Annotated in this window: 22 protein-coding genes and 1 pseudogene; 9 read left to right on the forward strand and 14 right to left on the reverse strand. The window is 65.6% G+C overall.

Annotated features, from left to right (window positions below):
• Positions 1–79: 79 nt before the first annotated feature.
• The gene (locus A5766_RS02105; RefSeq protein ID WP_156527332.1) at positions 80–2,251 is read left to right on the forward strand and encodes a sensor histidine kinase; all 2,172 of its coding nucleotides are present in this window, start codon (positions 80–82) and stop codon (positions 2,249–2,251) included.
• 380 nt (positions 2,252–2,631) lie between these two features.
• On the opposite strand, the gene A5766_RS02110 is transcribed toward A5766_RS02105, so the two are convergent.
• The 9 genes and pseudogenes from A5766_RS02110 to A5766_RS02150 form a co-directional block, all read right to left on the reverse strand.
• Positions 2,632–3,615, reverse strand: coding sequence for an SGNH/GDSL hydrolase family protein (locus A5766_RS02110; protein WP_231894515.1), 984 nt, complete (start codon positions 3,613–3,615; stop codon positions 2,632–2,634).
• 34 nt (positions 3,616–3,649) lie between these two features.
• Positions 3,650–4,425: pseudogene (locus A5766_RS02115) on the reverse strand (enoyl-CoA hydratase).
• Positions 4,418–5,512 (reverse strand): 3-hydroxyisobutyryl-CoA hydrolase, encoded by a 1,095-nt coding sequence (locus A5766_RS02120; protein ID WP_064903196.1) that lies wholly within the window; start codon positions 5,510–5,512, stop codon positions 4,418–4,420. Before A5766_RS02120 ends, A5766_RS02115 begins: the two are co-directional and overlap by 8 nt.
• 79 nt (positions 5,513–5,591) lie before the next feature.
• Positions 5,592–6,530, reverse strand: coding sequence for an aldo/keto reductase (locus tag A5766_RS02125; protein WP_064903198.1), 939 nt, complete (start codon positions 6,528–6,530; stop codon positions 5,592–5,594).
• A 61-nt stretch (positions 6,531–6,591) separates the two neighbouring features.
• A complete protein-coding gene (locus A5766_RS02130) occupies positions 6,592–6,966 on the reverse strand; it encodes a hypothetical protein (RefSeq protein ID WP_064903200.1) in 375 nt (124 codons plus the stop codon).
• 167 nt (positions 6,967–7,133) lie between these two features.
• Positions 7,134–7,772 (reverse strand): hypothetical protein, encoded by a 639-nt coding sequence (locus A5766_RS02135; protein WP_064903202.1) that lies wholly within the window; start codon positions 7,770–7,772, stop codon positions 7,134–7,136.
• 155 nt (positions 7,773–7,927) lie between these two features.
• A complete protein-coding gene (locus A5766_RS02140; protein ID WP_064903205.1) occupies positions 7,928–10,471 on the reverse strand; it encodes an ATP-dependent Clp protease ATP-binding subunit in 2,544 nt (847 codons plus the stop codon).
• A 260-nt stretch (positions 10,472–10,731) separates the two neighbouring features.
• Positions 10,732–11,295 carry a dihydrofolate reductase family protein gene (locus A5766_RS02145; RefSeq protein ID WP_064903207.1) on the reverse strand — a complete coding sequence of 188 codons (564 nt, stop codon included), beginning with the start codon at positions 11,293–11,295 and terminating at the stop codon, positions 10,732–10,734.
• Between the two features lie 38 nt (positions 11,296–11,333).
• The gene (locus A5766_RS02150) at positions 11,334–12,116 is read right to left on the reverse strand and encodes a VOC family protein (protein WP_005207453.1); all 783 of its coding nucleotides are present in this window, start codon (positions 12,114–12,116) and stop codon (positions 11,334–11,336) included.
• 243 nt (positions 12,117–12,359) lie between these two features.
• On the opposite strand from A5766_RS02150, the gene A5766_RS02155 reads away from it, so the two are divergent.
• From A5766_RS02155 to A5766_RS02165, 3 genes are all read left to right on the forward strand, one after another.
• Positions 12,360–12,920, forward strand: coding sequence for an LppP/LprE family lipoprotein (locus tag A5766_RS02155; protein WP_005207452.1), 561 nt, complete (start codon positions 12,360–12,362; stop codon positions 12,918–12,920).
• A gap of 124 nt (positions 12,921–13,044) precedes the next feature.
• Positions 13,045–13,551, forward strand: coding sequence for an RNA polymerase sigma factor (locus tag A5766_RS02160; RefSeq protein WP_005207451.1), 507 nt, complete (start codon positions 13,045–13,047; stop codon positions 13,549–13,551).
• A gap of 4 nt (positions 13,552–13,555) precedes the next feature.
• Positions 13,556–14,884 (forward strand): VOC family protein, encoded by a 1,329-nt coding sequence (locus A5766_RS02165; RefSeq protein WP_005207450.1) that lies wholly within the window; start codon positions 13,556–13,558, stop codon positions 14,882–14,884.
• Between the two features lie 73 nt (positions 14,885–14,957).
• On the opposite strand, the gene A5766_RS02170 is transcribed toward A5766_RS02165, so the two are convergent.
• A complete protein-coding gene (locus A5766_RS02170; RefSeq protein WP_210734380.1) occupies positions 14,958–15,392 on the reverse strand; it encodes a winged helix-turn-helix transcriptional regulator in 435 nt (144 codons plus the stop codon).
• Positions 15,393–15,505: 113 nt separating this feature from the next.
• Between A5766_RS02170 and A5766_RS02175 the strand changes: the two genes are divergently transcribed.
• The 3 genes from A5766_RS02175 (at position 15,506) to A5766_RS02185 (ending at position 18,794) form a co-directional block, all read left to right on the forward strand.
• The gene (locus A5766_RS02175) at positions 15,506–16,375 is read left to right on the forward strand and encodes an SDR family oxidoreductase (RefSeq protein ID WP_064903209.1); all 870 of its coding nucleotides are present in this window, start codon (positions 15,506–15,508) and stop codon (positions 16,373–16,375) included.
• A 74-nt stretch (positions 16,376–16,449) separates the two neighbouring features.
• On the forward strand, positions 16,450–17,754 hold the full coding sequence (locus A5766_RS02180) for a hypothetical protein (RefSeq protein WP_064903212.1): 1,305 nt from the start codon (positions 16,450–16,452) through the stop codon (positions 17,752–17,754).
• Positions 17,755–17,972: 218 nt separating this feature from the next.
• Positions 17,973–18,794 (forward strand): lytic transglycosylase domain-containing protein, encoded by an 822-nt coding sequence (locus A5766_RS02185; protein ID WP_064903215.1) that lies wholly within the window; start codon positions 17,973–17,975, stop codon positions 18,792–18,794.
• 67 nt (positions 18,795–18,861) lie between these two features.
• Here the strand turns inward: A5766_RS02185 and A5766_RS02190 are convergent, their stop codons facing one another.
• From A5766_RS02190 to A5766_RS02205, 4 genes are all read right to left on the reverse strand, one after another.
• Positions 18,862–20,172, reverse strand: a complete 1,311-nt coding sequence (locus A5766_RS02190; RefSeq protein ID WP_005207445.1) for a M18 family aminopeptidase — start codon at positions 20,170–20,172, stop codon at positions 18,862–18,864.
• A 5-nt stretch (positions 20,173–20,177) separates the two neighbouring features.
• Positions 20,178–20,858 carry a phosphoribosylformylglycinamidine synthase subunit PurQ gene (gene purQ / locus A5766_RS02195; protein WP_005207444.1) on the reverse strand — a complete coding sequence of 227 codons (681 nt, stop codon included), beginning with the start codon at positions 20,856–20,858 and terminating at the stop codon, positions 20,178–20,180.
• Positions 20,859–20,887: 29 nt separating this feature from the next.
• Complete coding sequence (purS, locus tag A5766_RS02200; RefSeq protein WP_005207443.1) at positions 20,888–21,127, reverse strand: phosphoribosylformylglycinamidine synthase subunit PurS; 240 nt, start codon at positions 21,125–21,127, stop codon at positions 20,888–20,890.
• Positions 21,128–21,292: 165 nt separating this feature from the next.
• Complete coding sequence (locus tag A5766_RS02205) at positions 21,293–21,781, reverse strand: glutathione peroxidase (protein WP_039856279.1); 489 nt, start codon at positions 21,779–21,781, stop codon at positions 21,293–21,295.
• Between the two features lie 130 nt (positions 21,782–21,911).
• On the opposite strand from A5766_RS02205, the gene A5766_RS02210 reads away from it, so the two are divergent.
• Entirely contained in the window at positions 21,912–22,439 is a 528-nt protein-coding gene (locus A5766_RS02210; RefSeq protein ID WP_005207441.1) for a MarR family winged helix-turn-helix transcriptional regulator, read from the forward strand.
• The gene (locus A5766_RS02215) at positions 22,436–24,001 is read left to right on the forward strand and encodes a DHA2 family efflux MFS transporter permease subunit (protein ID WP_064903217.1); all 1,566 of its coding nucleotides are present in this window, start codon (positions 22,436–22,438) and stop codon (positions 23,999–24,001) included. The genes A5766_RS02210 and A5766_RS02215 overlap by 4 nt, the downstream gene beginning before the upstream one ends.
• Positions 24,002–24,033 lie beyond the last annotated feature (32 nt).

A 24,033-nucleotide genomic window follows, 5' to 3' on the forward strand; every position in this document is an offset into this window, starting at 1 on the left:
CCCGGACTTCGCTGCGTCTCGAACAGCTGTCTCCCGAGCCCTTCGCTACTACGGGTTGTTTGCTGGTGCGGCCTACTGCGTGTTCATTCCATTTCTGATTCCCGCAGTAGCGCAAGCACGCTCGATATCGGCGTGGTGGTGGACTCCGACGGCATTGATCTGTGCGGCACTCCCGGGCGTCCTCGTCGGAGTTCATTGCCTGATCTCGGCCAATCCGGTCCGGCTCCGACGGTGGGCCGCCCTCGGAGCCCTCGGTGTGCTCGTGGCGGAGTTCCTCTGGTGGCCTGCGTGGAACGGAACGCCGCTCGACGACGCCACGGTGTACTGGCTCGGGCCGTTCGTGGTGTTGGGCACGATCTGCGCGATGATCGCGTGGAAGCCCGCCCCGGCAGCTCTGTATCTGATCGTGTGCGCGGTCACCTTCAAAGTCACCGGCAATGTGGCACAAGGGGTTTCGTCTCCGGCAACGATGATCACCGACGCCGCGTGCAGTGCGGCATTCGCCATCGTGCCGTTCGCACTGGGCGTGTCCGGGCTGAGCATCGCGGCCACACTCGACCGCAACTCTGCCGCCGAAATCGCCCTCGCCGAGCAGACCGCTGCGACCCGTGCACGGTTGGCCCAACGCGCGCTCGCGCGCGCGATCACCCACGACGAGATCATGTCCACTCTGCTCGAGGCCTCGCGAGACCCGGAGTCGCCCGAACTCCCCTCTCGTGCAACCGCAACGCTGGTCGCACTGGATGACGCTCTGCGTGAGACAACATCGGGCCTCAACCCCGAACCCGCCGGGGTCGTGGGCAGGCTCAGCGAGGCCGCACAGCGCAACGATCCGGGCATGACCGTGAGCAGCGACGTACGCGCATCCGCCGGATCGACGTATCCGCAATCGGCCGTGGACGCGCTGGTGGGCGCAACCGCGGAGGCCGCTCGCAACTGCTTTCGACACGTTCCGCCCGAATGCACCCGGTTCTGCCGAATACTCGTGGAAGATCATGGGATCGAGGTCACCATCGGCGATGACGGACCCGGCTTCGACCGCTCGGCGGTGCCGCGTGAGCGGCTCGGACTCGCGATGTCGGTCGAAGAACGGTTGCGCCGGGTCGGCGGTGAGGCAACTGTCGACTCCGTTCCCGGCAGGGGCACCACCTTGGCTCTAGGCTGGCGCAGACCGGCCGAGCCCGTCCCCGTCGACGACCCCGACCCCCTCCGGCTGCGCTCATCCACCGCTCGGGTGCTCGCTTCGACGATCATCGTCGTCCTTGCTGTGTCTGCGGCCCTCAATCCGGGTTCCGTTCCCTGGTGGGCCCCGGTGGCGATCATCGCCATGATGGCGGTCGCGGTCGCGTTCCTGGTCGGCGGTGCAGCAGACCTGCTGCGACCGCTGCCAGGGCTCTTCGTCGCCGCGGTGCCCGCGCTCATGTGCGCCACCTACCTGTTCACGCTCGCCGACACCACGCAAACGATCCCGCTGTGGGTCACCGGCCCTCCGGCGCTGATGGCGGCGTTGCTCGCGATGAGGGGACGCCCGACCGCTGCGATTCTCGGCTTCGCCGTTGCCTTGGCCGTTTCGGGTCTGTGGTCGTACACCGCGACGGGCAACGCACTTCCCGGGATTCTGCTGATCGGCCCGTCCGGCGGCTTCGTCGCGATCGGCATCGTGTTCGCGCGGGTCAATCGGACGCTCGCGCGAGATCTGACAGACAGTCGACGACGCACCGCGGATGCTGCGGGCAATGTCGCCGCGACACGTGCGGCTGCCCAGGAACGCGCTCGACAACTCGAACCGGTGACCGCGCTCGCCCGGCCTCTCCTGCTACGACTCTGCAGCGGCGAATACATCGACGACGCAACCCGAACCGAATGCGGTCTCACCGAGGCGCGACTACGAGATCTGTTGCGTTCCAGGGCATTGTGCACTCCGGACATCAACGCCGCGGTCGACGCTGCCCGACGTCGGGGTGTCACGGTCAGCCTGCTCGACGACCGCGGACTCGACCGCCCCGACAGTGACGCCCCGGATCCCCTCGACAAGTCAACGCGTGACCTGATCATCGACACGCTCCGCCGAGCCGCGGACGGTGCGGTCCGGATACGTGCGCTGCCGCAGCACCGGACATTTGCTGTCAGCGTGGTCGCCGAGGCCGACGACCGATGCGAGTGGATCGGAGTCGACACCGACGGCCGCGTTCGCACGACAGTCACCGAGATGGGTGTTACCGACCTGGGATTCATAGAATCACCGAGGTGACGGAAAGTCCTTCTCGGTGACCGTCGTGGGCGGAGGCGTCCACCCCTGTCGGGATGTCCCCTGTCGGGATGTCCCCTGTCGTCGAAATGTCACAGTCGGATGCAGACGCTGCCGAGATCGCGGCCCCCTCCCCAGAGCACCCGAACTCGGCAGACAACAGCGCCGGCAACAGTCACATGAACCTGCACCCACGAGATCTCCATCCACGATGACATCGCACGACGATGACGGATTGGCCCCGACCTGACCCCGGAGATACCGGGGCCATGAAGAAACCCTAGAGCGACCCCATCATCCGCACATGCCCCAACTTTCTGGGCCATCGACTCTCTGGGCCATCGACTCTCAGGGCAATCGACTTTCAGGGGACGGGACGTCAGTCAGGCGACCGGACCGCCGAGAGATGCGACGACGAGGTCGGCGACGCCCGCCTTGCCACGCGTCGTCGGGTGATACGGAATCGGCGGAGCGAACCCCCGCAGCCACGGCTCCGCAGAGCACACGGTGTGGTCGGCCCCGGCGACGGACGCCTGGACCAGGTCGACGCCGGTCTCGTGTGCCGCCAGCGCCGTGGCGCCCGCGAGCCTGTCGAAGATACGCACCGTCTGCGCGACCTGTTCAGGCGTGAGTGGCAGCAGATCGCACGCCGCCTCGCCTGCGACGGTGAGTGGCGGATAGTCGACGATGACCACTCGCGCACGTGGGGCACGCAGCTTGATCTCGAGGACCGTCTGGATCAACTTGCGCTGAACCTTCGCGTAGTCGGCGTCCGTGGGCTCTGCGGCAATCCGATGCCCGGTGTGACAACTCCTGGCGGCAGGCCCCAACGCCTTGTCGACGCCGCTCGCGACGTTGTTGCAGCTCATCGCGAGTAGTCGGCCGATGTAGTCGATGTCGTTTCCGCCGCTGGTGACGGTCACGAGTGCGGTGTTGCGGGTGACGGCGTCGATCTGCTTGTGCGCGAGGAATCGTTGCGGCTTGTCGACGATGTTCTCTGTCGTCGCGCCCGAACACGTCACGTCGACCAACCGCAGGCGCATCGCCCTGGCCACCCGATTGGGGTAATTGTCCGGGCTGCGGAAGCAGACGTTCAGTCGCGTCGGTACGGCGTCGGGGCCTGCGGCATACGAACTTCCGAGTGCCACGTACGCGGGTGGCGTCTCAGCGGAGGCGCGGACGGCAGGCTTGATCGTCGGCCCCTGGGACGTGCTGTCTCCGCCGCCGACACCTGGCACGACCACTGCGGCAGCAGCGAGAAGCACACCCGCGGCAATACCCACACGGCGGAACAGGCGTCGAGACACGACTGCGATCTTCCCATACTCCTCGCGCAGACCACCGCGACCACACCCGTCGACCGTCATGACGGAGGGCACACTCGAGGCGACGGGACCCTTCTCAGCTGTTACGGAACTCCGGCTTGCGCTTGGCCACGAATGCCGCCATACCCTCGGTCTGGTCGTCGGTGGGGAACGTCGAGTAGAACAAGCCGCGTTCGGCGCGCACGCCCTCCGTCAGCGTGGTCTCGAAGGCACGGTTCACCGCATCCTTGGCGAGTCCCGCAGCGATCGACGACGTGCCCGCGATTGTCGCGGCGACCTCTTTCGCGGTCGCGAGGCATTGGCGGCGGGGACGACGCGGGAGACGAGTCCCGCGCGCTCGGCCTCGTCGACCTTCATCTGGCGACCCGTGAGGATCAGATCCATCGCCTTGGCCTTGCCGACGGCGCGCGTCAGGCGTTGCGAACCGCCGATACCGGGGATGACCCCCAGGGTGATCTCCGGTTGCCCGAACACCGCGTTGTCGCCTGCGATGAGGATGTCGCAGAGCATCGCGAGTTCGCAGCCACCGCCGAGTGCATAGCCGGTCACCGCGGCGATGGTCGGGGTGCGCAGCCGCGACAGGTTGTCCCAGGCACCGAAGAACGACTCGCTGACCACTTCACTGAAGGTCTTGTCGGCCATTTCCTTGATGTCGGCGCCTGCCGCGAAAGCGCGCTCGGAACCGGTGATGACAATGGCGCCGATCTCCGGATCAGCGTCGAATTGCTCTGCCGCAGAGACGACTTCGTTCATCAGCGTGGTGTTCAGCGCGTTGAGCGCTTTCGGTCGGTTCAGTGTGATCACACCGACTCCGTCGGCACTGGTGACGATGATCGTCTCGTGGTCAGACATTCGATTCCTCCTGGACCGTTGTGGTGTCGAGCGAAAGTTCATACCGTGCGGGCAGCGGGGCGAACACGGCGTCGAGCGACGCGGCCGCCGACGCAGGATCCGAGGTCCACGCAGGGGTGCGATCCTTGTCGATCACCTGGGCCCGAATTCCTTCAGCCATGTCGGGGTGCTGCAGGAAGCGCAGCGAGACACGATATTCACGACGCAGCGCCGCTGCGAGGTCAGAGTCCCTGTGGCGCAGCACGTACAGGGTTGCGGCCAGGGAGGCAGGACTCTTCGAAGCGATCCGATCCGCCGCACGATCGGCCGACTCGGCGCCAACTGCCCGGCACCTCTCAATGATCTCCGATACGGTGTCGGCCGCGAAAGCCTCACGTATCCAGTCTCGTTCGGAGTCGAGCGCCGATGCCGGCGGCGTCACCGCGTACCGAGCCACCGCAGCGTCGACGCCGTCGGAGACGATCGCGTCGCGGAAGACGTCGAGATTCTCGGCCGGGACGTAGTGATCGGCGAGGCCCATGACGATCGCGTCGGCACCGGACAGCGTTCCGCCGGTCAGCGCCGCGAAGGTGCCGAGTTCGTCTGGCACACCGGAAAGGAGAAATGTCCCACCGACGTCGGGAACGAAGCCGATACCGACCTCCGGCATGCCCAGACGAGTTCTATCGGTCACAAAGCGTGTGTTGCCATGCGCGGAGATGCCAACGCCACCGCCCATCACGATCCCGTCCATGATCGCGACATACGGCTTGGGATAGGTCGAGATGTCGAGGTTGAGGCGGTATTCGTCGGCCCAGAAGCGACCCGACGGGCTTTCCGCGGCTGCGGCGTCATCTCCCCCACCCGCCGAGAGTCTCGACGCGTCGCGATGGATGGCCGCGATGTCGCCGCCCGCACAGAGCCCACGTTCACCCGCGCCTGCGACGACGACGGCGTCGATTTCAGGGTCGCGCGCCCACGCGCGAAGCGCGTCGTGCATCGAGAGCGCCATCGAATTGTCGAGCGCATTGATCGACGCGGGCCGATTGAGTGTTATCTGCCCGATCCGTCCGACCACATCGATGAGAACCGTCGGCTGATCCGTCATGGGTGCCACTCCTCGCTGTCTCGACTGCCTTCTCCCAAATACTTGCACATCCTAGTATTCGGGTGCCAGTCGCGCGCGGCTACGGGACGCGGTGTCCGGCGGCACGGAAGAGTTCGTACCACTCCGGACGGGTCAGCGGGATGTCGGAACCCTGCGATGCGGCGACGACGCGTGCGGGGGTGGTGGTGCCGAGCACCACCTGCATCTGGGCGGGATGTCGCGTGATCCAGGCCGTGGCGATCGAGATCGGTGCGACGTCGTATTTGTCTGCGAGCGCATCGATCACGGCATTGAGTTCCGGGTAGCGGTCGGACCCGAGGAAGACGCCGTCGAAGAATGTTGCCTGGAACGGCGACCACGCCTGCACGGTGATGTCGTTGAGTCGGCAGTAGTCGAGGACGCCCCCGCCGTCGAGCGTCTGCGCCTGCTCCTCGCCCGCCATGTTCGCGGCAACACCCTGCGCGATGATCGGCGCGTGGGTTATCGACAGTTGTAGCTGATTGGCGACGATCGGTTGTGTCACAGACTTTTTCAGCAGTTCGATCTGACGTGGCGTGTGATTAGAGACCCCGAAGTGGCGCACCTTGCCCGCCTGCGCAAGGTCGTCGAAGGCGCGCGCCACCTCGTCGGGCTCGACGAGGGCGTCGGGTCGATGCAGGAGCAGGATGTCGAGGTGGTCGGTGTCGAGTGCCCGCAACGATCCGTCGACGGCCTCGACGATGTGGTCGTACGAGAAGTCGTAGTAGGGACCATCTTTGACGATGCCTGCCTTCGATTGGATCGTGATCTGCTCACGCTCCGATGACGAGAACCGCAGTGCCTCCGCGAACCGTTGTTCACAGCCGTGGGCGGGCGCTGTGCCGTAGATGTCGGCGTGGTCGAAGAAATCGATGCCCGCGTCGCGGGCCGCTGCGACGAGCTCGCGGATCTTGTCGTCGGAGCGATCTTGGATACGCATCATCCCGAGGACGACGTTGGGCACGGAGACATCAGTGGCGCCAAGCGTGATTCGTTTCATCCCGCCGATGGTAGGCGTCACCGAGTCAGCGGCGGCGTGTGCGCACTAGGTGTGATGTCAATTAGTCGCCGTAGCTGGCGTCGACGTATCCGTCGCCGTTGGTGTCGTAATTGGCGGTATCGACGTAGCCGTCACCGGTCGTGTCGGTGTACTGCGTGTCGACGTAGCCGTCGCCATTGGTGTCGTAGTTCTCGACATCGGCGTAACCGTCACCGGTCGTGTCGGCGTACTGCGTATCGACGTAGCCGTCACCATTGGTGTCGGTGTCCTGCACGTCTGCGTAGCCGTCACCGTTGGTGTCGGTGTACCGCACGTCGGCGTAGCCGTCACCGTTGGTGTCCTGGAGTTCGACGTCGGCGTAACCGTCACCGTTGGTGTCGGTGAGCTGAACGTCCACGTAGCCGTCGCCGTTGGTGTCGTAGCTTGCAGTCGCCATGATCGTGGTCCTTTCGAGGGGGTGGATCTCCGGTGGTCGTCAACGCTTTCTGCGTTGTCATTACATTGGATGCGGCCACAGCACCGACATGTTCCCCCGCATCGAGATTTTTTTCGACGACTCAACCTATAGACACACACACGTCGTCCCTCGGCTGCCCCGATCGGTCATCTGCAGTGCTCGTCGAGAATGGTGTGCAGCACCTCTTCGGCGGCGATCAGCTCACGCCATCGCTCGCTGCCGCGCGGCGCAGTGGCCGTCGTGGTGAACACCACCGCACGGCTGCCGACAATCTCCACCGCCAGTCCGGTTCGCGAAATCGCTTGTGCGCGACGGCCCATCTCGGTCCATCGTGAGTCGACGAGCAACGAATCGACGGCGGCCTCGTCGCAATCCCGTGACACTCGCACCGCCATGCCGGTGCCCTTCGACGACACCTTGCGCGACCCTGGCGACCCGAACCGGCCGGCCAGTCGGTGATTGCCGTACGGCACCAGCCGCCATCCGATCTCGACATGCGGCAACGCAACACGCGTGTGATCGGGCGCCGCGCGACCAACGACGTCGTACACCGGCTGGTCGTACTCGTCGTTGAACACCTCGAGGTGTGAGGCCAGCACACCGCCGGGACCCTCGATCGCCCATGCCTGCCATCGGGCGCCACGTCGCCGGAGACCGTGGACATCGACGCCGGCGTGGGTCGGCGGCTGGATGGCCGAGAGATCCACCGACGCAGCCGTGGCCCATCCGAGTTGCGCTCCGACCTCATACAGCGCGGTCGGCGCATTGGGCCCACGTCGAAACATCCCGATGTCCTTTCGACACGCACTGCCCCTTCGGCCGACGCCGTCCTTCTGGCACGCCGCGGCAACTATCCGAGAAGATAAAGCGCAGGGGCGCAACAGCTTTTAACTGTTGCGCCCCTGCACTTGTCGATCTATTGACTTGTCGGTCTTTCGACTCAGGCGTCGCTCTTGCCCTCGCCTGCCTTGCTCAGCTCGACGGGAGCGTCGGGCAGCTCGCGAGGCTTCTCCGAGCCGACGAAGGTGAACTTCGCGTCCTCGCCTTCGCCTTCGCCATCCCAGTTCTCGACGTCGATCAGCACGATCTGGCCCGGCTCGACCTCGCCGAACAGGATCTTCTCCGAGAGCTGATCCTCGATCTCACGCTGGATGGTGCGACGCAGCGGGCGCGCACCGAGCACCGGATCGAACCCACGCTTGGCCAGCAGCGACTTGGCCTTGTCCGTGACCTCGATCGCCATGTCCTTGTTGCGCAGTGCGGTCTCGACGCGCGCCAGCATCAGGTCGACCATCTGGATGATCTCGTCCTGGGTGAGCTGGTGGAACACGACGATGTCGTCGATGCGGTTGAGGAACTCCGGCCGGAAGTGCTTCTTGAGCTCGTCGTTGACCTTCTGCTTCATCCGCTCGTACTGCGAGCCGTCGGAGCCGGTCTTCGAGAACCCGAGGCCGACTGCCTTCGAGATGTCGGAGGTACCGAGGTTCGAGGTGAAGATCAGCACCGTGTTCTTGAAGTCGACGGTGCGACCCTGGCCGTCGGTGAGACGTCCGTCCTCGAGGACCTGCAACAGGGTGTTGTAGATCTCCGAGTGTGCCTTCTCGATCTCGTCGAACAGAACCACCGAGAACGGCTTGCGGCGCACCTTCTCGGTGAGCTGGCCGCCCTCTTCGTAGCCGACGTATCCGGGAGGCGCACCGAACAGGCGCGACGCGGTGAAGCGGTCGTGGAACTCGCCCATGTCGATCTGGATCAGTGCGTCGTCCTCGCCGAACAGGAAGTTCGCGAGCGCCTTGGACAGCTCGGTCTTACCGACACCGGACGGGCCGGCGAAGATGAACGAGCCCGACGGGCGCTTCGGGTCCTTCAACCCGGCGCGGGTACGACGGATCGCCTTCGACACGGCCTTGACCGCGTCTTCCTGACCGATGATCCGCTTGTGCAGCTCCTCCTCCATGCGGAGCAGACGGGTGGTCTCCTCCTCGGTGAGCTTGAACACCGGGATGCCGGTCCAGTTACCGAGAACCTCGGCGATCTGCTCGTCGTCGACCTCGGCCACGACGTCCATATCGCCACTGCGCCACTGCTTTTCACGCTCGGCACGCTCGTTGACGAGTTGCTTCTCCTTGTCGCGCAGGCTCGCGGCCTTCTCGAAGTCCTGCGCGTCGATCGCGCTTTCCTTCTCCTTGCGCGCGTCGGCGATGCGCTCGTCGAACTCACGCAGGTCTGGCGGCGCGGTCATCCGGCGGATGCGCATGCGCGCGCCCGCCTCGTCGATGAGGTCGATCGCCTTGTCGGGTAGGAAGCGGTCGTTGATGTACCGATCAGCCAGGGTTGCCGCAGCGACGAGAGCTCCGTCGGTGATGGACACGCGGTGGTGCGTCTCGTAGCGGTCGCGCAGACCCTTGAGGATCTCGATGGTGTGCTCCACCGACGGCTCGCCGACCTGAACCGGCTGGAAGCGACGCTCGAGTGCAGCGTCCTTCTCGATGTACTTGCGGTACTCGTCGAGCGTGGTGGCACCGATGGTCTGCAGCTCGCCGCGGGCCAGCTTCGGCTTGAGGATGCTCGCCGCGTCGATCGCGCCCTCTGCTGCACCCGCACCGACCAGCGTGTGCAGCTCGTCGATGAACAGGATGATGTCGCCGCGGGTGTTGATCTCCTTGAGCACCTTCTTGAGTCGCTCCTCGAAGTCGCCACGGTAACGGCTGCCTGCGACCAGCGAACCGAGGTCGAGCGTGTAGAGCTGCTTGTCCTTGAGCGTCTCGGGCACCTGGCCGTTGACGATGGCCTGCGCGAGACCCTCGACGACGGCGGTCTTGCCGACGCCGGGCTCGCCGATCAGGACAGGGTTGTTCTTGGTGCGGCGGCTCAGCACCTGCATGACCCGCTCGATCTCTTTCTCGCGACCGATGACGGGGTCGAGTTTGCCCTCGGCGGCAGCCGCGGTCAGGTTTCTGCCGAACTGGTCGAGGACCAGGGAGGTCGACGGAGTGCCTGCCTCGCTGGAACGGCCGCCGGTGCCCGCCTCCTGCGGCTCCTTGCCCTGGTAGCCGGACAGGAGCTGGATGACCTGCTGGCGGACCCGGTTGAGGTCGGCGCCGAGCTTGACCAGGACCTGCGCGGCAACGCCCTCGCCCTCGCGGATGAGGCCGAGCAGGATGTGCTCGGTGCCGATGTAGTTGTGGCCGAGCTGCAGCGCTTCACGCAGCGACAACTCGAGGACCTTCTTGGCACGCGGCGTGAACGGGATGTGCCCCGACGGCGCCTGCTGACCCTGGCCGATGATCTCCTCGACCTGGCTGCGGACGCCCTCGAGGGAGATCCCCAGAGACTCCAGTGCCTTGGCGGCAACGCCCTCACCCTCGTGGATCAGACCCAGGAGGATGTGCTCGGTGCCGATGTAGTTGTGGTTGAGCATCCGCGCCTCTTCTTGGGCCAGAACCACAACCCGGCGTGCGCGGTCGGTGAACCGTTCGAACATTGTTCTCCCTCACATTGCTAGCGCCCCGGCCGTCGATGTCTTCAAGCCTCTTGGCGACAACTGCGGTGGTGTCGATATACGACGACCAGCCTGGCTTCCACTGTAGTGGTCAACAGGAGTGCACCTGCACTTAACGTCTGCACAGGTCGCAACGAAAACAGATGTCGGCGGGGATCTGACAGCTACAACTCCGCAGGACACGGGCATGTTCCGGCAAATGGTGACGTGGGCTACGCCGAGAGCGAACGAGGTTCTGTGGATTACCGGACCGGCTCGTAACGGAGCACGACGATGTCGGTGTCGAGCTCAGAGCGCTCGACGAGACGCAGGTCCACGTGCTGCGAGATCCCTTCGAAGATCCGTGGGCCGTGGCCGACGATCCTCGGATGGACGATGAACTCATAGGAGTCGATGAGGTCGAGCTCGGCGAGGACGAGCGGCAGCGTGACGCCGCCGGTGGCCAGCCCGTTGCCGGGTTGGGCCTTGAGTTCGCGGACCGTCGACTCGAGGTCGTCGCGACGGATCAGTTCTGCGTTCCAGTCGACGCTGGTGAGCGAGTCGGAGACGACATACTTCGGCGCGCGGTCGATGACGTGGGCGAAGGGCACCATCCACTCGGGCCTACCGTCGGGCACCTCGTCGTTTCTGGCGACCTCTCGCCATCCGGCTTCCATCATCTCGTAGATCACCCGGCCGAAGAGCAGCGCGTCGGCGTCGGCGAGCAGCTGTGCCGAGTGCCGATGCATCGCCTCGGTCGGGGTCACGGCCGTGTGGTCGACACAGCCGTCGATCGTGATGTTGATGGAATACCGCAGTGGGCGCATGGGGGAAGGGTACGAGTCCGCCGACGTCGAGCCCGACATCATTGCTCGCCTCGTTGCGCAAGTGCAATCACGTTGCCCGAGGGGTCGGTGAACCAGGCGATGTCGGGTCCGACACCGTTGCCGTGCACGATGCCGCGCTCGTCATGCTCAAAGCCGTCGTAGCGCAGGAACTCGACGCCGCGCGCGGTCAGGTCGTCGATGCTCTTGGCCAGGTCGGACACCGGGATGTTGAGCACGGTGAAGGTCGCGGGTTGGTGATCGGGCTTCGGATAGGCGAGGACAGTGGTACCGCGGTTGATGCGGATACCCAGAATGTCGTTGTCCCCCATGGGGAATCGCAAGACTCGCATGCCGAGTACGTCACGATAGAACTGCCCGGTCGTTGCGGTGTCGCGAACCGCGAAGCCGGAGTACGGCGACGTCGGATAACTCATCTGCGCCTCGTGCTCGTCGGAGAGCGATACGAGTTGCAGCCAGTTGCCGTCGGGGTCCTCGACCGTCGCGAACTGGTTGCCGTCGCGGTTTTCGAGCGGGCTGATCCAGGTGGCGCCGAGGGCGTCGAGGCGTGCGGCCGTCGCGGCTGCATCGTCGACCTCGACGTTGAGCAGCGTGCGCGCTCCCTGCGGGTTGCGCCCCGAGACGTCGTCGCGCTTGTCGAACATCAGGTAGAAGCCGTCGAGCTCGACGATTGTGTAGCCCGGTCCGTCAGGACCGCCCGGTGCCGACATCGGTTCGGCTTCGAATGCGGTCGCGTACCAGCGCGCGAGCTGCTGCGGATCGTCGGAGGACAGGAGCATGGAGGAAATGGTTGCGGTTGCCATGTAGGTGCTGACCGGCCCGCAGTCGAAAACTCATCGGAGTTGCGTGGGACAGCGGGGTGCAAAAATGCCCCCGTGGATCCCACGCAACTCAGATCCCCGGACGCAACCTGGCCGAGGTGGTGTCCCATCGATGAATGACTCCTGCTAACGACTGCCCCGACGCCGACCGATCACCTCAACAGCGGGCCGATCGCACGGCCGGCGGCCAGCGTCCACTGGTTCCCCGAGCGGAAGGCACCCCTCATGCACTCATTCGCCACCCGAACCCGGCTTTCCCTCCGAACGCGACGTCTCATCGTCCTCGCACTGACCCTCGCGGGCCTGGTCGCGGGAACGCTGGGGGCGACCACGCTCGGCTCGGGCTCCGCGTCGGCCGCACCGCCGTACGGCAGCGGCCACGGCCTCTGTTTCGACATCAATTCCCCGCTGGCGAAGTCGTCGCTCTCGAAGATCGGGCGTGACTCCAACGGTGGCGGCTGGTCGCCGTACCGCGCGAGCAACAATCCGTTGAGGAACGGGTGCAACCTCGACTGGATGTTGGTCAACGGCAACGGAATCGGCGATGCGACGTATCAATCGCGCGTCCTGCTGTTCAAGCACGGTCGATTCATCGGAACCGTCGATCCGAGGCCGTACGGCTACACCTGGGTGGCGAAGTACACCAAGAACTCGGTGACGGTCCGCTACCGCTGGCTCAAGCAGTCGGACCCGTTGTGCTGCGCCAGCGGCGGACCGACGTTCGTCACGGCGTACACCGTCGGCACCCACATCGTCCGCATCGGACAATTCCCGCCGCGCCCCTGAAAACCCCCAGACCGCCCGACCCGACCACCGCCCCGCTGCGTTCGCGCTGCGGGGCGGTGTGCTGTGCGAAGAAAGTTCTCCCAACGACCGTCGGGTTTCGGTGGCGGCGAACGATGATGATGGTGTGAGCGGCGAACACACCGGCCCCGAGGCCATACTCGAGGTCTACGACGAGGCGCTACCCGCTGTCTACGGGTACGTCTTTCGACGCTGCTCGGATCGGCGGATCGCCGAAGACGTGACCTCGGAGACGTTCCTGGCCGCGATGGACACGATGCGCCGCGACCGGACTGCCTCGCCGAGTGTCAGCTGGTTGATCGGCGTCGCGCGGCACAAGCTCGCCGATCACTGGCGGCGGGCGCAGCGCACACCCGAACCCGTCGACGACCTCCCCGAACTCGCCGACGACGAGTGGGATGCACACCTCGACCGCATGGTCGCGCACGCGACGCTGACGCAACTCTCACCGATCAACCGCTCGGTGTTGACGTTGCGCTACGTCGACGACCTCACGGTCGCCGACTGTGCGCACATCCTCGGTCGTACGGTCGGCGCCACCGAGGCGCTGCTCACCAGGGCCAAGCGAGCATTCCGCGAGGCCTATCCGCTCAACCAGTCCGCGAAGGGGTGATCGCATGAACGCCGATGACGCGAACACGACGTCGCATGACCCACTCAGCGTCCTGAGCGCCGCCACGACGCCGGGCTGGAACGAACCCCTCGCTCCCGCACACGATTTCGCCGAAGCACTGCGCAGGCGACTCGAGCGCGGAGTGTCTCTACCCGAAGGAGTCGACATGGACACCGCCCAACTCGAACACGAACTGACCGCCACCGAGGCCGACGCGGCCGCACCGCAGGTGCTCGTCGAACGCCCGGGTGCGCTGCCCTATCTCACCGTGCGCGACGCGCGCTCGGCGCTCGACTGGTACGTCGAACGCCTCGGCGCCACCGTGCGTGGTGAGCCGATCCTCATGGACGACAACACGATCGGACATGCCGAACTCGAGGTCGGGGGTGGAGTGATCTACCTGGCCGAGGAGTTCCCCGACATGGGGTTGCGTGGACCGCAGCCCGGAGCGGTATCGGTCAGCCTCATGCTGGCCGTCGACGACACCGACGAGGCTCTGCGTCGTACCGCGGCGGGCGGAGCCGCAGTGACCCGAGAACCCTACGAGGCGTACGGAACTCGCACCGCGACCATCGTCGACCCCTTCGGGCACCGATGGATGCTGACCGGTCCGACGCTCGCGGCGCGGGCGTCGACGAGCGAGCCGCCTGCCGCGCGAATCCTTCAGGGCGACATCGGTTTCATCTCTGTCAACACCCACGACGCCGCCCGCGCCCGCGCGTTCTACGGCGCGGTCCTCGGTTGGGAGTTCGACGACGAGCTACGCATGGTGACCACCACGAGTCACCCCACCGCGGTGGTGGAAACGTCTGGGCCGCAGACGATCTTCTGCGCCTACGCGGTCGACGACCTCGACGCCGCGCGGCGTCGAATCGAAGCAGCGGGCGGGACGACACGCGACGACCGGCACGGCCTCGACTGCGTCGACGATCAGGGCGTCGAGTTCGCGGTGTACGTCGCAGCCCCCGACGAACCGCGCGCGGCTCAGCATCCGCGCGGCGTCGGCGAGATGTCATACCTGACGGTGCACACCCGCGACAGCGCACGGTTGCGCGAGTTCTACGGGACCGCGCTGGGCTGGACGTTCACGCCAGGACGCATCGCCGACGGCTGGGAGGTCGACGACGCGCACCCGCAGATCGGGATTGCGGGCGGAGCGGATTCCGACGTTGCGGTCCCGATGTGGAACGTCGACGACGTCGACGCCGCAGTCGAGCGGGTCCGCGCAGCGGGAGGCGCGGTGATCTCCGAGCCCGACCGCGCGGCGTACGGAGTCGTGGCACTGTGCGCCGACGACCAGGGAGCGCAGTTCTACCTCGGTCAGCTCTTCTGAGGCGACCAACCGGACAGTTGCGTGGGACCCACGGGTACAAAAATGCCCCCGTAGGTCCCACGCAACTTTTTCGTCAGCGGCTGTCGTAGCGCTCGCGCGCCTGCTCGACGTCGGGTAGGTGTCCCTCGACCAGTTCGATGACACCCACCAGGCGAGTGGCCACCTCACGCCCCAGATCGGTCAGGGAGTACTCCACCTTCGGCGGGATCGATTGCAGCACAGTGCGGTTGACGAATCCGTCGCGCTCCAGCGTCTGCAGCGTCACCGAGAGCATCCGCTCGCTGACACCCTGCACCCGACGCCGCAGGGCACTGAACCGCAGGTCGCCGTCGTAGAGGGCCCCGAGCGCGAGCAGGCCCCAGCGACTCGTCACGTCCTGCAGCACTTCGCGCGATCCGCAATCCCGCGCGAACACGTCGGCTTCTAGCGCCGGATCTTCTAGCTGCGAGTCTTCTGAAGCGGGATCGATGTCGGAGTCACGCGCCGAGCGGTCTTCTGCCCTGGTCATGGTCTCAGTGTACTGCACATTACAGCCAGCGCTTCCAGAAGCTGTTGCACTATACGAAAAGTAAGTGCACGATGAGATGGACAGCTTGATCCACCAGAACACCAGGAGATCACATGACCACCTACGCAATCACCGGAGCAACGGGCCAGCTCGGCGGACTCGCCGCCGAGAGCTTGCGCGCCGCAGGCGTCGACGTCGCCGACATCGTGGCGATCGTGCGCGACGAGAAGAAGGCGAGCACGCTGTCGAACGCGGGAGTGAACGTCCGCGTCGCCGACTACGAATCCCCCGAGACACTGCGCGCGGCACTTGCAGGCGTCGACCGCCTGCTGCTGGTGTCCGGCAGCGAGGTGGGTCGTCGAATCCCGCAGCACCGCAACGTGATCGACGCAGCCAAGGAAGCCGGGGTCGGACTGATCGCCTACACCTCCATCCTGCGCGCCGACACCAGCACGTTGGCGCTCGCCGAGGAGCATCAGGCCACCGAACAACTGCTCACCGAGAGCGGAATCCCCACCGTGCTCCTGCGCAACGGTTGGTACTCGGAGAACTACCTCGCGGGCGCGTCGGCCGCGATCAACTCGGGAAACCTCTACGGCAGCGCGGGCGACGGCAAGGTGGCGGGCGCGTCGCGTTCCGACTACGCAGACGCAGCGGCGTCGGCCCTGATCAACGCCAAGGGTGGCGAGATCTACGAGCTCGCGGGTTCGGAGCATCTGACGCTCAGCGACATCGCCGCCACGCTGGCGAGGGTGAGCGGCCGTCACGTGCACTACCAGGACCTCCCCGAGGCCGACTTCGCAGCCGCCCTGACCAGCAACGGTGTCCCCGAGGCGTTCGCAAAGGTCCTCGCCGACTCGGATGCGGGCATCGCGCGCGGTGAACTCGACTCCGATTCCACCGACCTCGAGACCCTCGCAGGCCATTCCTCGACGCCGCTCGCCGACGTGATCAGCGGCGCGCTTTCCGCGACTGGCGCCTGACTCGGGAGAGCGTGACCTCACGCGGGGCCGGTCGACCGGAGGGCGCACAACGCGGCCGTGATTGACTGTTGCCCATGTCTGCCCGCTACGCTGTGAGGCGCGTTGCGCAACGCATGCCGTTTGGTATCGGCACGGTCACCCTGGTGTTGATCGCACTGCTCGTCGCGACCGTCGGGATCGTGTTGTCCATGGGAACCCCCACGGTGGCACGGACGTACGAGAATGCCCAGCTCCGCGGATACACGCATCAGCCAGAGGTCGCGTGGACGGCGTCGGCGGAGACGCTGCCCGGCTACAACCAGACCGGCAGTATCGAGGTCGCCGACACCAGCGGTGATCAGTGGTTGCTCTCGTATCCGCGCGGCATCGGACGCGCCTATGAACTCGTCGATCGCCACAGCGGGCGTGCACTGTGGTCGCAGCCCGTCGTCGCGGGGCTCGGTTCGTGTGCGTTCGACGCCACTGGGAACGTCGGGTGCGCCATCAAGCTCGGTGATCAACCGGACGGCTTCTATCTTGTCGACGATTCGGGCAGCGTCGGTGCGCAGTCGGCACTCGACGACACCGCGCAGGTGGTCGGGGTCGGCGCGAACTTCGTGCGCATCGATCAGGCGGGTTATGAGGTCTCGATGCGCACCGCGACGGGCAAGCGGGTCTGGGGTCGCACCTTCGCGTCGGCGGCGCACGCGACCTTTGACCACGACATGCTCATCATCTCGACGGCGGACGGCAGCCGATTCGTCGTCGATTCGCGCGGCAAGGACTCGCTGCGCTGCCGTCAGTGCGACATTCTGACGTACTCGACGGGCCTCGCCGTCATTCGCCGCGACGGGGATCAGCAGTCCGTCGACACCTACGCCGTGGTCGGTGGCACCCCCAGCCGCCGCCCGACGTCGGAGTCCGCGGAAGCCGACGTGGTCGAGGGACCGTCGACCCTTCCGGTGCTGACGACGGTTGGCGACGCCTCCATGCAGGCGACGCAGGGCTTCTACCAGGTACGTGACCCGGCGCGCGGGGATGCGCTCTGGCAGATCACCGACCCGAACCTGTCGAAATCCAACACCCGACCGTGCGGATCGATGGTCGCCTTCGCGCGAATGGACCGCTCTCGAGTGATCTACCGACTCGACGACGGCGAGCGCCTCGGGACCCTTTCCGTGCCGAGCATCGACGATCCCGACACCAACCTCGACCTGTTGAACTGTGTCGGCTCGTCCGGCGATCATCTGGTGTTCGGCAGCAGCGGCCAACTGACCGCATTCGACGTCCCCGCGGGCAAGGTCGCCTGGACCCGCCCGATCCTCGGGCGAGCAGCCGACGTGGACGGCTACATCGTGCTCACCGAGGGCACCTCGCTGTCGGTGTTGCGACCCAACTAGGGGTTTCACGCAGGGCCGAAATCCTTGCATCGACAAGGGTCCAAAGCCCCTGTGTGCCAGACGTCACACTCGACGAAACATCCCCGTAACGACCAGCAACGTCGCAGCCGGCATTCAGTGACAACTCAGTTTTCGATAACGCTGCGATAACGGTAAGGACACGTCCGCATGTACGGTCTCTTTCGGCACATCCACCGACGTACGTGCGAGGTTCAGTTTTGGGTAAGCATTCGAAGCCGCGGCAGACCATTCTGCCGCACGCGTTCACCAAGTCGCGGGCACCGCTGATCGGGGCCGCGTTGATCCCCGTCGTCGGAGCCCTGACTGTTGCCGCGGGAGCCAATGCCGACCAGGGCGCTCTGGGCGCCCCCACATCGAGCCCGACCCACCACACCCAGTCCGCTGCCGCTCCGAGCGCGCAGAAGGACGCTGAGGCGTCGAAGAAGGCACCCGCACCCGCGCAGCCGGTCGTCGCGACCCAGAAGGTGACCGCGACGCCGCCGCCTCCCCCACCACTTCCTGCCAGCGTCACCGACGGCGCCGTCCCGCAGGTCGCCTTCGAGGCGTACCGCCACGCCGCCGACACCATGGCCCACGACCAGCCGACCTGCGGTATCCCGTGGACGCTCATCGCCGGGATCGGCAAGGTGGAATCGCACCACGCCAACGAGGGTGACGCCACACCCGACGGCACGCTGAAGAATCCGATCTTCGGACCTGTCCTCGACGGTTCGCTCGCAGGCAATCAGGTCATCACCGACACCGACGGTGGACGCCTCGACGGCGACTCCGTGCACGACCGCGCCGTCGGACCGATGCAGTTCATCCCCGCCACGTGGGAGAAGTACGGCGCCGATGGCAACGGCGACGGCAAGATCGACCCGCAGAATCTCTTCGACGCCGCGCTGACCACCGCCCGATACCTGTGCGACGGTCACCTCGACCTGCGCAACCAGGCCTCCGAGGCCACAGCCGTTCTGCGATACAACAACTCGATGGACTACGTGAACAACGTCCTCGGCTTCGCGCGTAGCTACTGATCGCGCACACCGACCGTCCGCCGGGGCGTGAGGGGTGGCCCCGGCGGGTTGGATCTGGCCGGTGGGATTAAGCCACCGAACTCAGAAACGCCTGCAGCGCAGCGGAATACATCGGAACGTCGGCGGCGCCCATCAGTTCACGTGCGCTGTGCATGGCCAGTTGCGGCGCGCCGACGTCGATGGTGAGCAGTCCCGTCCGCGTCGCCGTGATCGGTCCGATCGTCGAGCCGCACGGCAGGTCGGCGCGGTGGATGTAGCGCTGCATCGGCACACCGGCGGTGTCGCAGGCGAGAGCGAATATGGCCTCCCCCAACGCATCCGATGCATACCGCAGATTCTGATTGACCTTGAGGACCGGTCCGCCGTTGATCGCGATCCGGTGCGTCGGCTCGTGCCGGTCCGGGTAGTTCGGGTGGGTGGCGTGCGCCATGTCGCCCGAGACGCACACGCTCGACGCCATGGCGCGTAGATAATCGTCGCGAGAACCACCCTGCGACAGCACGATTCGCTCCAACGTCGTCGCCAAGAAGTCCGACGCCGCGCCGCGCTCCGACCCGCTGCCCACCTCTTCGTGGTCGAACAGTGCGAGCACTCTCGTGTGGATCGTGGGCTCGCCGTCGAGCAGCGCGTGCAGTCCCGCGTAGCAGGTGCCCTGGTTGTCGAGCCTTGGGGCGCTGAGCAATTCGTCTTCGGGTCCGATCAGCCTCGAGGGCGTGACGTCGTGCGTCATCAACTCCCATCCGAGCAGTGCGTCGGCGTCGATACCCGCGTACTCGGCAACCCACTGCAGGATCGGGGTCGCGGCGTCGACGCCCCAGATCGCGTCGACGTGTCGCTGGGGGTTCAGTGTGACGCCCTTGCGGTCCTCGGAGAGGTGAATCGCCAACTGGGGCACGCGAAGTACCGGCTCGGTGACGTTGACCAGCACACTGCTGACACCACTGTCCGCGCGGTAAGCCAGGCGACCCGAGAGTCCGAGGTCGCGATCGAGCCACGAGTTGAGCCACGCGCCGCCGTAGGGTTCGAGCGCAACCGTTGCCAGCCCGGCTGATTCACGGTCGGGGTTCTGCTTCAGCCGCAGATTGGGGCTGTCGGTGTGGCCGCCGACGATCCGGAAACCGTCGCCGTCGCCGAGATCCCACGCGATGATCGACCCACCACGAATGACATAGAACCGACGGCCCGCGTCGTCGACAAAGCCCTCGAAGGCATCGCTCTCCTCCGTCGACCAGTCCTGATCCTCGAAAAGGCGTTGGAATCCCGCGGATTCGAGTTCGGCGGCGACCGTCGCGCACACGTGGAAAGGTGACGGCGAGGCGTCGATGAACTCACCGAGCCCCTCGGCTGTGGCGGACGTTGCCAGCGACGGGGTGGGCATCGGGATCAGGCGTTGGCGAGTACGGCGTCGATCGCGGAGTAGAACAAGCCGAGGCCGTCGTCGCTGGGGCCGGTCAGCGCTTCGGTCGCATGCTCGGGGTGCGGCATGAGTCCGACGATGCGTCCGTTGGGGCTGGAGATGCCCGCGATGTCGAGGACGGAGCCGTTGGGATTGCTTCCGGCGTAAGTGAATACGACGAGGCCCTCACCCTTGAGTTCTTCGAGCTTACGTTCCGGCGCGACGTAGCGACCCTCGCCCGACTTCAGCGGGATGAGGATCTCGGCGCCTGCGTCGAACCGCGACGTCCATGCCGTCGTGTTGTTCTCGACCTTGAGCCACTGGTCCTGGCAGATGAAGTGCAGACCCTCGTTGCGGGTGAGCGCGCCGGGCAGCAGTCCTGCCTCGCACAGGATCTGAAAACCGTTGCAGATCCCCAGAACCGGCATTCCGCGCTCGGCCGCCTCGATCACCGCGCCCATCACGGGAGCGAACTTGGCGATCGCGCCCGCACGCAGATAGTCGCCGTAGGAAAAGCCGCCGGGAACGATCACGGCGTCGACCCCCTTGAGGTCGGCGTCGCCGTGCCAGAGTTCGACGGCCTCGGCGCCCGCGATGCGCACCGCACGCGATGCGTCGACGTCGTCGAGGGTTCCGGGGAAGGTGATGACACCGATACGTGCAGTCATGTGGTCCTACTCGACTCGATCTCGTGCCGTCAGTCGGCGATGCGGGAGACGGTGAAGTTCTCGATCACCGTGTTGGTGAGCAGTTCTTCTGCGATGCGGCCCAGGGTCACGTCGTCGACCGAGTCGTCGACCTCGAGCTCGAACCGCTTGCCCTGCCGCACCTCGGAGACGCCGTCGAATCCGAGCCGACCGAGGGCTCCGACGATGGCCTGCCCCTGCGGATCGAGGATTTCGGCCTTGGGCATCACGTCGACCACCACTCGTGCCATCGGCTAGCGCTCCTCTTCTCACGTGACATCCGCTCGACGAGACGCCGACGGATTTTCGACGGCTCTCACCTTACCGTTCAACCCGCAACCTGCACTCTCCGGTCGCGGTTTGCCGGTTCTGGATTGACCTGGCGTGCAGTTGGCCCGGTCGTGGAGTCGACCCGGTCAGAGCACCGCTTCGATGGCCTCGATCACGACGGGGTCGGTCGGCTCGGTGCGCGGGCGGATGCGAGTGGTCACGTGGCCGTCGGCGTCGACGACGAACTTCTCGAAGTTCCACTGCACGTCGCCTGCCTCGCCGCTGGCGTCTTCGGTCTTGGTGAGCTCGGCGTACAGCGGATGCCGGTCGTCGCCGTTGACGTCGGTCTTCTCCAGCAGCGGGAAGGTCACGCCGTAGGTGGTCGAGCAGAAGGTGGCGATCTCCTCGGCACTGCCCGGCTCCTGGCCCATGAACTGGTTGCAGGGCACGCCGACGACGGTCAGTCCGCGGTCGGCGTACTTCTCGGCGACCTCCTCGAGGCCCGCGTACTGCGGCGTGAGGCCGCACTTGCTCGCGACGTTGACCACGAGCAGCGGCCCGGAGAAGTCCGCGAGACTCAGCGCCGAACCGTCGAGCGCGGTGACCGGGATGTTCTTGATGTTGGTTTCCGACATGGATTCGAGCGTAGTCACGCAGGCCGACACGTAGACGCCTATGCCACAGATCACATTCGGCGCAGATCCTGGTTACATCTCACATACATTTGCGTTGGTGAGATAGTTGCAGGGGCGTTAGTGTTTCACAGTGTCCGCTCCCGCTCCGCTCCAGAACGACGCCGCATGTGATGCGCTCAGCAGTTTTCTGGAGCGACTCTCCTGCCTCGGTACAGCCGAGGCGATGGATACTCTCGCGGCGTCGGAGCTGACGTTCACGCAGTTCCGCGCACTGTTCGTCGTATCGATGCACGACGCCCCGATGCCCGTCCACGAGATCGCCGAGTGCGTCGACCTCTCGATTGCGACCGCGGGTCGCACCGTCGACCGACTCGTGCAGGCGGGTTTGGTCGATCGTCGCGAGGATCCGGGCGATCGTCGGGTCAAGCTCGTGACGCTGACCGACCAGGGCCGCGAGACCGTCGAAAAACAGTTGGACATCAAGCGAGACCTCGTCGGACGATTCATCGATGGACTGCCCGATGAATTCCGGGCCGCGCTGACGTCTGCACTACGGAACATCGTCGACGCCGACGTCGACTACTTCACGCTCGACCGCGAGTCCTCGAGGACCCGCACTGCGACACCGTCCACCTCCGAACCGAAAGATCCCTCATGACGAGTTCCTCTGCCGGCGCGCACGCGCACGCCGGCCCTCCGGACACCAAGCTCGATCGCCATGTGCTGATCGTCGCCGGTGTGGTCGTGCTCGGCGCGATCATGTCGATCCTCGACGTCACCGTGGTCTCGGTCGCGCAGCCGACCTTCCAGAACGAGTTCAACACCGACGCCGCAGGCGCCGCGTGGACGATGACCGGCTACACGTTGGCGCTCGCCGCCGTGATTCCGCTATCGAGTTGGGCCGCAGCACGTTTCGGCACCAAGAACGTGTACATGGCGTCGCTCGTCCTGTTCACGATCGGATCGGCGCTGTGCGCGTTGGCCAGCAACATCGGCATGCTCGTGCTGTTCCGCGTGATCCAGGGACTCGGCGGCGGCCTGCTCATGCCGATCGGCATGATGATCCTCACCAAGGCAGCAGGTCCCGAGCGCGTCGGTTCGGTCATGGCTGTACTCGGTATCCCCATGCTGCTCGGCCCCATCGCGGGACCGATCCTCGGCGGCCTGCTCATCGAAAAGGCGAGCTGGCACTGGGTGTTCCTCATCAACGTGCCCATCGGCATTGTCGCGCTTGTCTATTCGTGGTTCGCTCTGCGCAACGACGACGAGAAGTCGAAGCCGAAGATCGACATCGTGGGCCTGCTGTTGCTCTCCCCCGGCCTCGCGTTGTTCCTCTACGGCATCTCGTCGAGCACGGAGGCAGGCACCTTCATCGACGCCAAGGTCCTGACGACGTCGATCATCGGTCTGATCCTAATCGTCGGATTCGTCTGGCACGCACTGCATACCGACCACCCGCTCCTCGACCTGCGACTGTTCAAGAACAAGGTGCTCGCCATCGCGGTGATCACCATGACGTTCTTCATGATCGCCTTCTTCGGCGCGGCGCTGCTCTACCCGCAGTACTTCATCGGCGTGCGCGGCGAGAGCACGCTCGCGGCGGGTCTGCTGCTGGCACCGCAGGGTATCGGCGCCATGATCACCATGCCCATCGCGGGCAAGATGACCGACAAGATCGGCCCCGGCAAGTTCGTTCTCGGGGGCATCGTCCTGATGGCGGTCGGTATGGGCACCTTCGTGTTCCTCGGCGCCGACACTCCGTACTGGCTGCTCTGCGGCGCGCTGTTCGTCCAGGGTCTCGGCATGGGTATGACGATGATGCCGATCATGTCGGCAGCACTGGCGACCCTGAACAACAAGCAGGTGCCGGACGGCTCGACGCTGATGAATGTCGTTCAGCAGACGGCATCGTCGATCGGTACCGCCGTGATCTCGGTGATCCTCGCAACCAACCTCAAGACGCATCTGGAGGCTGGACTGGCCATGGGCTTCAACGCCGCACCGGAGAAGTACGACGGACTGGTGAAGGCAGGCCAGGCACCGGCAGAACCGCCACACCAGTGGTTCTCCTGGGCTGCAGAGGCGTTCGGTGCGACGTTCATCGTCGCGCTCGTCCTCATCGTCGTGACCTTGATCCCGGCGTTCTTCCTGCCGCGCAAGAAGATCGCGTCGCCGCTCGTCGAAGAGGATATGGACCGCGCGCCGATCATCATGCACTGACCTGATCGGCTGGTCACCACAAAATTGCCCCT

The organism is Gordonia sp. 852002-51296_SCH5728562-b (genome assembly GCF_001665475.1).
Lineage (GTDB): Bacteria > Actinomycetota > Actinomycetes > Mycobacteriales > Mycobacteriaceae > Gordonia > Gordonia sputi.